Source organism: Pseudomonas sp. GW821-FHT01A09, assembly GCF_058986725.1.
This window is the reverse complement of the sequence record NZ_JBYSWB010000019.1, coordinates 14,387-26,092: the sequence shown is the minus strand read 5'-3', so window position 1 is coordinate 26,092 and position 11,706 is coordinate 14,387. Positions and strand designations below refer to the sequence as shown.

Sequence of the window (11,706 nt, the reverse complement as noted above, 5' to 3'; positions counted from 1 at the left end):
GATGCCGACTGCGAGTGCCCTGCAGCTTGAAGCTTACCGCTGCTTCACTGCGACTTTCTGACCCGCAGGTACCACTCGGAAAGCAGTCGTACCTGTTTGTCGGTGTATCCGCGTTCGACCATGCGTGTGACGAAGTCGTTGTGCTTGAGTTGGTCCTCTTTGCTGGCTTTGGCATTGAAGCTGATGACCGGTAGCAGATCCTCGGTGTTGGAGAACATTTTCTTCTCGATCACCACCCGCAGCTTCTCGTAACTGAGCCAGGTCGGATTCTTGCCGTTGTTGTTGGCGCGGGCGCGCAGCACGAAGTTGACGATCTCGTTACGGAAATCCTTCGGATTGCTGATGCCTGCCGGTTTCTCGATCTTTTCCAGTTCCTCGTTGAGCGCGACGCGGTTGAGGATTTCCCCGGTTTCAGGATCGCGGTATTCCTGGTCTTGAATCCAGAAGTCGGCGTACAACACGTAGCGATCGAAAATGTTCTGGCCGTACTCGCTGTAGGATTCGAGGTAGGCGGTCTGGATTTCCTTGCCGATGAACTCGATATAGCGTGGTGCCAGGTACTCCTTCAAATAGCGCAGATAGCGTTCGCGCACCTCGGCCGGGAATTGTTCCTGCTCGATCTGTTGCTCCAACACGTAGAGCAGATGCACCGGATTGGCGGCGATCTCGTGTGGATCGAAGTTGAAGACCTTGGAGAGGATCTTGAACGCGAACCGAGTCGACAGGCCGTTCATGCCTTCGTCTACCCCAGCGCTGTCGCGGTACTCCTGGATCGACTTGGCCTTGGGATCGGTATCCTTGAGGTTTTCGCCGTCGTAAACCCTCATCTTCGAATAGATGTTGGAGTTTTCTGGCTCCTTGAGTCGCGACAAGGTGGTGAACTGGGCCAGCATTTTCAGCGTATCCGGCGCGCAATGGGCCTTGGCCAGCGAGCTGTTGAACAAGAGCTTGTCGTAGATCTTGATTTCGTCGCTGACCCGCAGGCAGTAGGGGACTTTGACGATATAGATCCGGTCGATGAACGCTTCGTTGTTCTTGTTGTTACGGAAGCTGTGCCATTCCGATTCGTTGGAGTGAGCCAGCAGGATCCCGGAGTAGGGGATGGCCCCCAGGCCTTCGGTACTGTTGTAGTTGCCTTCCTGAGTGGCGGTGAGCAAGGGGTGCAGGACCTTGATGGGCGCCTTGAACATCTCGACGAATTCCATCAGGCCTTGGTTGGCCCGGCACAGCGCGCCCGAGTAGCTGTAAGCGTCGGCGTCGTTCTGTGGGTATTCTTCCAGCTTGCGGATGTCGACCTTGCCCACCAGTGCGGAAATGTCCTGGTTGTTGTCGTCCCCGGGCTCGGTCTTGGCGACGGCGATCTGGTTGAGAATCGATGGGTAGAGTTTGACCACGCGGAACTGGCTGATGTCGCCGCCGAATTCTGACAGGCGCTTGGTGGCCCAGGGCGACATGATGGTATTGAGGTAGCGTCGAGGGATACCGAAGTCTTCCTCAAGGATCGCGCCGTCTTCAGTGGCGTTGAACAGCCCCAGAGGCGATTCGAACACCGGTGAGCCTTTGATGGCGTAGAAGGGCTCCTTTTCGATCAGCTGTTTGAGCTTTTCGGCCAGGGACGATTTACCGCCACCTACCGGGCCCAGCAGATACAGGATCTGTTTCTTCTCCTCCAGCCCTTGGGCCGCGTGGCGGAAATAGGAAACGATCTGGTCGATGCATTCCTCCATCCCGTGGAAATCCTTGAACGCCGGATAGCGTCGGATCACCTTGTTGGAAAAGATGCGCGAAAGCCTCGAGTTGGTCGACGTGTCGGTCAACTCGGGCTCGCCGATAGCAGTCAGAATCCGCTCGGGCGCAGACGCGTAGGCGCTGCGGTCAGCTTTGCAGAGCTCGAGATACTCCTGTAATGAGAGCTCTTCCTGACGAGTGGATTCGAAACGTTGCTGGAAGTGGCTAAAAATACTCATGACGTCACCTCGCTCGATACGTGGAGCCGACGTCGGATCAGTCAGTTTGATGCTGGAAAACAACCGATATCCGGCTGCCTTTACCCCCCAGAACACCTCTAAGTCGCTACCGATGACCCGCGCGCCGGTGTACCGGCTCTCCCCTGTTTTGGATGGCCTGCACTTAAGGATAGTTGGTTATCGCAGACTTCAAGGCGAGATGAGCAATTAGTTGTGCCTGGCCAACTGGCAGCCAGGCCACAGCCCGCGTGGCACGGGCGATAGACGGTAATTAAATTTTTTTTGATGCGCGGCTCAGACTGCAATCTGTTCAGGGTAGGTGGCGCGCCACAATTCAAAGCCGCCGTCGAGGCTGTAGACGTCGGAAAAGCCCTGACTGACCAGATAGGCCGCCGCGCTCTGGCTGGAATTGCCGTGATAGCAGACCACTACGACCGGGGCATCCAGATCGGCGGCGCGGATGAAGTCGGCGATCGAGTGGTTGTCCAGGTGCTGGGCGTCGGGAATGTGGCTGGCGGCAAAAGTCTGCGGGTCACGTACATCGACGACCACCGCGCCTTTTTCACGCAGGGTTTGCGCCTCGGCAGGCGGTATGCGTTTGAATTCGGTCATGGCAACGGGCTCCATTCAACAGGGTAATTAGCGGTGTGAAGACAGCGCGTCGACCACCTGGGACGGTGTGCCCCGTTCCAGGCGGCCGTGCTCGTCGCAGCTGCATTCATGGCGAGTGCCATGGTCGATATTGTACAGGGTCATGGCGCCGCCCCAGACGCAGCCGGTGTCCAGCGCGACGATGTTGGGCTCGTTGACCTTGCCTTCGAGCGCCGCCCAGTGGCCGAAGATGATCTTCACTGCCTTGGTGCGCCGCTCCTTGTGCTTGAACCACGGGGCGTAGCCGGGTGGCGCTTTGTCGGCGCCTTCCTTGCCCTTGAGATCGAGCTTGCCTTCGCGGGTGCAGAAGCGCATCCGCGTGAAGTAATTGGTGATGACCCGCAGCCGCGTCACACCGTGCAGGTCCTTGTCCCACTTGTTCGGCTCGTTGCCGTACATGCCGTCGAGAAACGGCAGCAGCAGGTTGTCATCCTTTAGGACGGCCTCGACCTCGGCGGCATGTTGCAGCGCCTTGCCCAGCGTCCATTGCGGCGGGATGCCGGCATGGACCATGGCGACACCCCGGGGCTCGTCGTAATGCAGCAGCTTTTGCTGACGCAGCCACCCCAGCAACTGCGGGGCATCGGGCGCTTCGAGGATTTCGCGCAGGGTATCGCCCTTTTTCAGGCGCTCGATGTTGTAGCGCGCGGCCAGCAGGTGCAGGTCGTGATTGCCGAGCACGCAGACCACCGCCTGACGAATGCTGTAGAGGAAACGCAGGGTTTCGAGCGATTCCGGGCCACGGTTGACCAGATCGCCCACCAGCCACAGTTGATCGTGGGCAGGGTCGAAGGCCACGCGGTCGAGCAGGCATTTGAGCGGTTCGAGACAGCCTTGCAGGTCACCGACCGCGTATGCCGTCATCAGTGCAAGGCCCCGGGCACGGCCAGGCGGAAAGGCGCGATCACGGCGTCGAAGCGTTTGCCGTCCTCGGCCTGCATCTGATAGGAACCTTGCATGTTGCCGACCTTGGTAGTCATCACCGTGCCGCTGCTGTAGGTGTGGCTGCCACCGGCTTCGATGCGCGGTTGCTGACCGACGACGCCTGCGCCGCGGACTTCTTCGACATGGCCGTCACCGTCGGTGATCACCCAGTGCCGAGACAGCAAGGTGGCAGGCACCTCGCCGTTGTTGCGCACGGTGACGGTGTAGGCGAACGCATAGCGTTGCTGTTCGGGTTGCGACTGTTCTGCCAGGAAGCGAGTAACTACGCTGACGTCGATCTGGTAGCGGGAGTCGGACATGCAAATACGCCTTTGAACAAAAACCAGTAAACCTCAGGGGTCGGTGCGACTCAGTCTAGGCCATCTAACCCACGATAGGCCAGATACGTCGGATCGTGTAGCGAGGGGGCTGCCGCCGATTCGGTAGCTCAGGTACATCGAGGTGGTCGGGGGCAAGCCCCCTCGCTACAAGGTGGGATCAGGCCGCCGTCAGTTCATGCAGCTTGTCGGCCAGGCGCACGAACTGTTCCAGGCTCAACTGCTCGGGCCGCAGGCTGCCATCGACCCCGGCGGCTTCGATGGCTTCGTTGGGCATCAGCGCCTTGAGAGTGTTGCGCAAGGTCTTGCGACGCTGGTTGAAGGCTTCGCGCACCACTCGTTCGAGCAGGCGATGGTCCTTGGCCGGGAAGGGCGGGGTGTCATAGGGCACCAGGCGCACGATCGCCGAATCGACCTTGGGCGGTGGATTGAACGCACCTGGGCCGACGTTGAACAGGTGTTCGACCCGGCAGTGGTACTGGACCATGATCGACAAGCGGCCCCAGTCACCGCCGCCAGGCCCGGCCGCCATGCGCTCGACCACTTCCTTCTGCAGCATGAAGTGCATGTCCTTGATCAGCCGCGCGTTGTGCAGCAGATGAAAGATCAGCGGTGTGGAAATGTTGTACGGCAGATTGCCGACCACGCGCAGAGTGCCGGGGGCGGCGCCCAGGGTGTTGAAGTCGAATTTGAGCGCATCGCCCTGATGCAGGCTGAAGTTGTCGCGCCCGGCGAATTGCTGGGTAAGAATCACCGCCAGGTCCTTGTCGATCTCGACCACATCCACCTGTGCGCCGCTATCGAGGATGCCTTCGGTCAATGCGCCCTGGCCTGGACCGATTTCCAGCACGCGGTCGTCCGGGCGCGCATGAATGGAACGCAGAATGCGGTCGATCACGCCGGCGTCATGCAGGAAGTTCTGGCCGAAGCGCTTGCGCGCCCGGTGTTGGTATTGCTCGGTCATAGTCGGGTCTCGGCCATCTGGTAGGCGGTGGCCAGGGCAACCTGCAGGCTGCCGGTGTCGACGCGCCCGGTGCCGGCCAGATCAAGCGCCGTGCCGTGGTCGACGGAGGTGCGGATGATCGGCAGGCCCAAGGTCACATTGACGGCGGCGCCGAAGCCCTTGTACTTGAGTACGGGCAGGCCCTGGTCATGGTACATCGCCAGCACCGCGTCGCAGTGCTCCAGATATTTGGGGGTAAATAAAGTGTCGGCGGGCAAGGGACCGCGCAGGTCCATGCCTTCGCTGCGCAGTTGTTCCAGCGCAGGCTCGATGATGTCGATTTCTTCTCGGCCCAGGTGTCCGCTTTCACCGGCATGGGGATTGAGCCCGCAGACCAGGATGCGCGGCGCCGGGATGCCGAACTTGTGCTTGAGGTCGGCGTGCAGAATGCGCGTGACGCGCTGCAGCCGCTCGCTGGTAATGGCGTCGGCGACCTCACGCAGTGGCAGGTGCGTGGTCACCAAGGCGACGCGCAGGTCGCCGGTGGCCAGCATCATCACCACTTGCTCGGTGTGAGTCAGCTCGGCGAGGAATTCGGTATGCCCAGAGAACGCGATGCCGCCGTCGTTGATCACGCCCTTGTGCACCGGTGCGGTGATCATCCCGGCGAACTGGCCGTTGAGGCAGCCGACACCGGCACGGGTCAGGGTTTCAAGGACGAAGCCAGCGTTGGCCTTGTCGAGCTGGCCAGTACGTACCGAGGCCGCCAACGGCGTGTCCCAGACGTACAGGCTGCCGGCCTCCGCAGGAACATCCGGAAAGGCATCAGGGCTGACCGGCACCAACTTGACGGCCACGCCCAGTTGCACGGCCCGCTCGCGGAGCAGGTCGTGGCTGGTAATGGCAATCAGGGGGTGGGGCTGGCGCTGCGCGGCGAGCAACAGGCACAGGTCTGGACCTATGCCCGCCGGCTCGCCGGGTGTCACCGCAAAACGCGTGGGTTTCACGGGGCTGCCTGATCGACGCCAGGGAGCTTGATTTCAACGTAGGCTTCGTCGCGGATCTGACGCAGCCAGGTTTGCAGCTCTTCATCGTACTTGCGGTTGCGCAGGACGTTGAGGGCCTGCTGCTCCCGAGCCTGTTCGGTGCTGTCGGTGGCACGACGACCCAGCACTTCAAGGATGTGCCAGCCGTACTGGCTCTTGAATGGCTTGGACACCACGCCTTGGGCGGTCTGGTTCATCACGTCACGGAACGCCGGCACCAGCGAGGCAGGATCGACCCAGCCAAGGTCGCCGCCATTGAGTGCGGAGCCCGGGTCTTCCGAGAAGTTCTTCGCCAGTGCGGCGAAGTCTTCGCCGTTGTTCACGCGGTCGTAGACGGTATTGATCAGGCGCTGGGTTTCCGCCTCGCTGCGGATCTCGCTTGGCTTGATCAGGATGTGCCGTACATGCACTTCGTCACGCATCTGTGCCTGTTCGCCACCACGGGTTTCCAGGATTTTCAGAATGATGAAGCCACCGGGCGTACGGATCGGCTGAGTGATATCACCCACCGACATCTTGCCCAGCATGGTGTCGAACGGTGGTGGCAGTTGGGCCGACTTGCGCCAGCCCATGTCGCCGCCTTCCAGGGCGTTATCGCTGGACGACCTGGCAATGGCGGTCTGGGCGAAATCAGCGCCCGACTTCAATTGCTGGTAAACGGCCATGGCCTGGCTGCCGGCTTTCTGGATGGCCTCGGAATCGGCGCTTTCCGGCGTCGGGATGAGGATGTTGGCCAGGTGGAATTCCTGGGACAGCTGCATCTTGCCCAGGTCGGAAGCGAGGAAGTTCTTCACTTCCTGCTCCGAGACCTGAATGCGCTCGGCCACACGGCGTTGACGCACGCGGCTGATGATCATCTCGCGACGGACCTGGTCGCGGGCGTCTTCGAACGAGACGCCATCGCGAGCCAGGGCACCCTTGAACTGCGTCAGGCTCATGTTATTGCGCTGGGCAATGGTTTCCATGGCCTGGTTGAGTTCTTCGTCGGTGATGCGGATGCCGGAACGATCGCCGATCTGCAGTTGCAGGTTCTCGACGATCAGGCGTTCGAGCACTTGCTGCTGCAGGACGTTGGCGGGCGGCGTACCGCCCCCACGTTTGGCGATGGTCTGCTCGACGTCACGCACCCGTGCGTCGAGCTGGCTTTTCATGATGACATCGTTGTCGACGATGGCGGCGACGCTATCCAGTGGCTGGACATCGGCGTGCACCACGCCACTCAGTAACACCGCGCCCAACATCATGGGGCGCAGTCGATCAATTAGCTTGGTCTTCACGTTCACGATAACCTTGAATGCCCTTGTCGAGGAAACCCTCGACCTTGTTGCCTGTCACGCCACCGAGCCCTTTGAGCACGAATTGCAGGAACAGACCATGGTCGCCTTTCTCGTTTTCAGGTGCGGCCTGGCTGAATTCGTCGTAGTCGACCCAGTACCGGCTGATGAAGCGCAACTTCCAGCAGCAGTTGTCGTATTCGAAGCCACCAAAGGCATCGAGGGTACGGTTGCGGTTGTAGTCGTACTGCCAGCGGCTGATCAGGCTCCATTGTGGAACGAGCGGCCAGATGATCGAGAAGTCATGCTGCTCGATCTTGTAGTAGTCCTTCACGTAACCAGGCGTGCCAGGGGTGCCGTAGTCGCCACCGCCCACTTTCCAGGTACCAGTCGCGGTGTCGTAACGCACCAGGTCGTTGCGATAGCGATAACCGAAGTTGACCACCTTGTTGGGGTTGTCTTCAGGCTGGTAGTGGAACATCGCGCTGCCGGAACGCGGGCTGTGGCTGTCCGGATCCCAGTTGTATTCGGAGTTGAAGCGCCAGTCGCGGTTGAAGCGCAGGACGTACTGTAGCGCGTAAGGGGAGACCTTGGCGGTAGCGTCGTCGCGGGTACGGTAGTCGATGCCAGGCAGTTGGGCCTTGCGATCTTCCATGTAATACGCCTGGCCGACGCTGATGCGTTGGCGTTCGAAGCCGTTGTCTTCGATCCAGCGACTGGTCAGGCCCAGGGAAATCTTGTTTTCGTCGCCGATCCGGTCCGAGCCGCTGAAGCGGTTGTCGCGGAACAATGCGTCGTAGTTGAAGGTGTACTCCGAGGTGTCGAAAACCGGGATGTCATCCTGGTTCTTGTATGGCACATAGAGGTAGTACAGGCGCGGCTCGAGGGTCTGGCGGTAGTTGGTACCGAACAGACTGGTGTTGCGGTCGAAGTACAGGCCGCTGTCGATGCTGCTGACCGGGACGCCACGGCTTGGCGATTTGTCGTAGTCACCGTTGGTGAGTTGCGACTTGCCGGTACCGTCGAGATCCAGATCATACTGGGTGTAAGCGTACTTGAGCGTTGGCCTGATGTAGCCATAGCTGGCAGACAACGGCAGGCTGATCGATGGCGCGAAGTTCAAACGGTTGCCGTTGGCGCGGGCCAGGCCGGTCACGTTCTTGTCCAGACGAGGCGTAGGGTTGCCGTTCTCATCGTAGAACGTGCCATTGTCCAGATCACGCTCGAAACGCACCGCTTCGGCCGAGTAGTTGAAATCCAGGCCTTCCGGGTGGTACGGCAGCGAGCCGTTGAAGGTGATCTGTGGCAGGCGGTTGTACGGCGTGATGTCCGAAACGGTCGCCAACTTGTAGGCCTGGACGTTCAAGCCGGCGGTGTAAGTGTCCCCCCTCCAGGTCAGGCTGCCCTGCTGGTTGATGTAGTCACGCTTCTCGACGCCGATCTGGTCGCTTTCCAGGTCCTGGAAGTAGTACGGATCGCTGATGTCGGTGAAGTCGACATGGCTGGTCAGGCGCGAGCCGAGGCCACCCTGATGCTGCCAGTTGATCATCCAGCGATCACGTTGGTAATCCGACTGCTTCGAGCGCTCGTCATCGCTGTCATTCAAGAACGCGCCGCCGAACTGACCTTCACTGGTGTTGGTCAGGTAGCGGAATTCGCCTTCCATCATGGTGCCGCGTTCGGCCATGAAGCGTGGGTACAACGTGGCGTCATAGTTGGGCGCCAGGTTGAAGTAGTACGGGGTGACCAGCATGAAGCCGGTCTTGCTGCTGCTCGAGAAGCTCGGCGGCAGGAAGCCCGATTGACGGCGATCGTCGATCGGGAAATAGATGTACGGGGTATACAGGACTGGAATGTCCTTGACCCGCAGCGTCACGTTGGTCGCGGTACCGAAGCCGGTCGCCGGGTTCAAGGTGATGTTGTTGCCCTTGAGCTGCCAGGCGTTGCTGCTCGGTTCGCACGTGGTGTACGTACCATCCTTGAGGCGGATGATGGCGTTTTCGGCGCGCTTGGCGTACAGCGCACTGCCGCGAATGCGCGACTTGTGCATCACGTACTCGGCGTTGTCGACCTGCGCGGCACCGGTGTCGAGTTGAACCTCGCCATGGTCGCCGACGATCAGCGCGCCGTTGTCGCGCAGCTTGACGTTGCCGGTCAGTTCGCCGCGGTTCTCGGCTTGATGGAGGCTGGCTTCATCCGCTTCGATCTGCATGCTGCCCTGGCGCATGACCACGTCCCCTGCGAGCGTCGCGACTTGCGTCTGCTGCTCGTAGCGCGAAGCCTTGGCACCCAGGAAAGTGGGCGCGTCCTTCTTCGAGGTCTTGTCGTTCATGCCGGGGCGTATCGGCTCGATGTAGGCGCCGGAGCAATAAGGGCCGGTCTCCGCCAACTGCGCAGCCGTGAGCTTTTCCCGCGGGACCCAGTCGAGGTGACTGTAGTCGGCGCTGCGGGATTCAAGTCCACGACCTTTGCTGTCGATAACCTTCTTGCCCTCTGCCTTGTCGCCGGCAGCGGACGCACCGCGGCCATCCGCCAGCGCGCCGTCCTGAACGGGACGCGGTGGCAGGTTGGCTGCACTCGTCTGGGGCTTGCAGTCCCAGGTGCCGGCAGCAGAAACTGAACAGTCGAACTGTTCCGCTGCTATTGCATGCGGGAGAATCAGGGGTTGCATCGCCAGCAGACTGCCGGTTACCAGCAACGGAAACTTTCTACGAAACGCGGGGGATTTCAATGCCATCTTATTAGTCCGGGCTTCCTGCGTGCCATCTGCCCGCGGTGGGGCCGCACGCCTCTCGATGGTCTGAAAAAGATGCTGGATAATAAAGCATGACCCGCTTGACGGCTAGCGCCGTCGGAGACCCTTGTAATGCCTGAGCAAGATGTACGCCTGCAACACCTCGAAGTCTGGCTTTCCGAGCAGCTGACAAACCTCTTCAATGCCCAGGGCTGGGGTGCGGTACCCCCGGTTTCATTGGTCGCCGCCAGCAGTGATGCGAGCTTTCGGCGGTATTTCCGCTGGGCCGCGGAGGGGAGAAGTTTCATCGTCATGGACGCTCCTCCCCCCCAGGAAAACTGCGAACCGTTCGTAAAAATCGCTGAGTTGTTGAAAAAAAGCGGGATAAATGTCCCGCAAATTCACGCTCAAGACCTCGAACGCGGCTTTCTTTTGCTCAGCGACCTGGGCAAACAGACCTATCTGGACGTCATCGACAGCGAAAACGCCGCGCAAAAGTTCGCCGCTGCCATTGATGCGTTGATCGCCTTGCAGCAACTGCCCATGGACACACCGCTGCCCAGCTATGACGTGCCGCTGTTGCGCCGCGAGCTGGAACTGTTCCCCGAGTGGTACGTGCGTCGGCATCTGGGCGTGGAGTTCGATGGGCAGCAGTTGCAGCGTTGGCAGCGCGTCAGCCAGCTGCTGATCGACAGCGCGCTGGCGCAGCCCAAGGTGCTGGTGCACCGCGACTATATGCCGCGCAACCTGATGGACAGCGAGCCGAACCCCGGGGTGCTGGATTTCCAGGATGCGGTCTACGGGCCGGTGACCTATGACGTGACATGCCTGTTCAAGGATGCCTTCCTGAGCTGGCCCGAAGAGCGGGTGCAGGGCTGGTTGCATGACTACTGGCGCCAGGCCGCGGCCAAGGGCATTCCCGTACAGGCGGATTTCGCCGAGTTTCAGCGCGCCAGTGATCTGATGGGGGTGCAGCGTCATCTCAAGGTCATCGGTATCTTCGCGCGGATCTGCCATCGCGATGGCAAGCCCCGTTACCTCGCCGACGTGCCGCGCTTCTTCTCTTATATAGAGACGGTGCTGGCGCGGCGCCCGGAACTGGCCGATCTGGCCGAATTGCTGCGCTCGTTGCCCGATGGCGCCAAAGGCGAGCACTCATGAAGGCCATGATTCTTGCCGCGGGCAAGGGCGAGCGCATGCGCCCGCTGACGTTGCACACGCCCAAGCCGCTGGTGCGCGCTGGCGGTGTGCCGTTGATCGAGTACCACATCAAGGCGCTTGCCACCGCTGGCTTCGAGCAGATTGTCATCAACCATGCCTGGCTGGGGCAGCAGATCGAGGATCATCTGGGGGACGGTCAGCGTTTCGGCGTGCAGCTGAGCTATTCGCCGGAGGGCGAGCCGCTGGAGACTGGTGGCGGAATCCTGCGGGCATTGCCGCTGCTGGGCGATGAGCCGTTCGTGATCGTCAACGGCGACGTGTGGACCGACTATGACTTCGCCGCGCTGCGCCGCCCGATCGCGGGACTGGCCCATCTGGTGCTGGTGGACAACCCGGCCCAACATCCGCTGGGCGATTTTGTCTTGAATGAAGGGAAGGTCCGTGACGGCCTGCCAGGGGAGGCGCAATTGACCTATAGCGGTATTTCCATTCTGCATCCGGCGTTGTTCGCAAACTGCCAGCCCGGGGCGTTCAAGCTGGCGCCGCTGTTTCGTCAGGCCATGAGCCAGGCGCAAGTCAGTGGCGAGCACTTCACTGGTCAGTGGATCGATGTCGGCACCCATGAGCGGCTGGCCGACGTCGAACGCTTGCTGGCCGGGCGCCAATAG

At 60.8% G+C, this 11,706-nt stretch carries 10 protein-coding genes; 2 read left to right on the top strand and 8 right to left on the bottom strand.

Annotated elements, in window-relative coordinates:
* Positions 1–44: 44 nt before the first annotated feature.
* The 8 genes from AC3WJP_RS20060 to AC3WJP_RS20025 all read right to left on the bottom strand — a co-directional run bounded on the left by AC3WJP_RS20060 (position 45) and on the right by AC3WJP_RS20025 (position 9,880).
* Positions 45–1,967: a PrkA family serine protein kinase gene (locus tag AC3WJP_RS20060; RefSeq protein WP_493722340.1), complete on the bottom strand. Its 1,923-nt coding sequence runs from the start codon at positions 1,965–1,967 to the stop codon at positions 45–47.
* Between the two features lie 294 nt (positions 1,968–2,261).
* Entirely contained in the window at positions 2,262–2,579 is a 318-nt protein-coding gene (glpE, locus tag AC3WJP_RS20055) for a thiosulfate sulfurtransferase GlpE (protein WP_493722339.1), read from the bottom strand.
* A 27-nt stretch (positions 2,580–2,606) separates the two neighbouring features.
* Positions 2,607–3,482: a symmetrical bis(5'-nucleosyl)-tetraphosphatase gene (locus AC3WJP_RS20050; protein ID WP_493722338.1), complete on the bottom strand. Its 876-nt coding sequence runs from the start codon at positions 3,480–3,482 to the stop codon at positions 2,607–2,609.
* The gene (gene apaG / locus AC3WJP_RS20045; RefSeq protein WP_493722337.1) at positions 3,482–3,862 is read right to left on the bottom strand and encodes a Co2+/Mg2+ efflux facilitator ApaG/CorD; all 381 of its coding nucleotides are present in this window, start codon (positions 3,860–3,862) and stop codon (positions 3,482–3,484) included. Before apaG ends, AC3WJP_RS20050 begins: the two co-directional genes overlap by 1 nt.
* Positions 3,863–4,040: 178 nt before the next feature.
* Positions 4,041–4,844, bottom strand: a complete 804-nt coding sequence (rsmA, locus tag AC3WJP_RS20040) for a 16S rRNA (adenine(1518)-N(6)/adenine(1519)-N(6))-dimethyltransferase RsmA (RefSeq protein ID WP_493722336.1) — start codon at positions 4,842–4,844, stop codon at positions 4,041–4,043.
* Entirely contained in the window at positions 4,841–5,830 is a 990-nt protein-coding gene (gene pdxA / locus AC3WJP_RS20035) for a 4-hydroxythreonine-4-phosphate dehydrogenase PdxA (protein ID WP_493722335.1), read from the bottom strand. Before pdxA ends, rsmA begins: the two co-directional genes overlap by 4 nt.
* A complete protein-coding gene (locus AC3WJP_RS20030) occupies positions 5,827–7,152 on the bottom strand; it encodes a peptidylprolyl isomerase (RefSeq protein WP_493722334.1) in 1,326 nt (441 codons plus the stop codon). The genes pdxA and AC3WJP_RS20030 overlap by 4 nt, the downstream gene beginning before the upstream one ends.
* Positions 7,127–9,880 (bottom strand): LPS-assembly protein LptD, encoded by a 2,754-nt coding sequence (locus AC3WJP_RS20025; RefSeq protein ID WP_493722333.1) that lies wholly within the window; start codon positions 9,878–9,880, stop codon positions 7,127–7,129. Before AC3WJP_RS20025 ends, AC3WJP_RS20030 begins: the two co-directional genes overlap by 26 nt.
* Positions 9,881–10,009: 129 nt before the next feature.
* On the opposite strand from AC3WJP_RS20025, the gene AC3WJP_RS20020 reads away from it, so the two are divergent.
* Positions 10,010–11,038 (top strand): aminoglycoside phosphotransferase family protein, encoded by a 1,029-nt coding sequence (locus AC3WJP_RS20020; RefSeq protein ID WP_493722332.1) that lies wholly within the window; start codon positions 10,010–10,012, stop codon positions 11,036–11,038.
* Positions 11,035–11,706 carry an N-acetylmuramate alpha-1-phosphate uridylyltransferase MurU gene (murU, locus tag AC3WJP_RS20015; protein WP_493722331.1) on the top strand — a complete coding sequence of 224 codons (672 nt, stop codon included), beginning with the start codon at positions 11,035–11,037 and terminating at the stop codon, positions 11,704–11,706. The genes AC3WJP_RS20020 and murU overlap by 4 nt, the downstream gene beginning before the upstream one ends.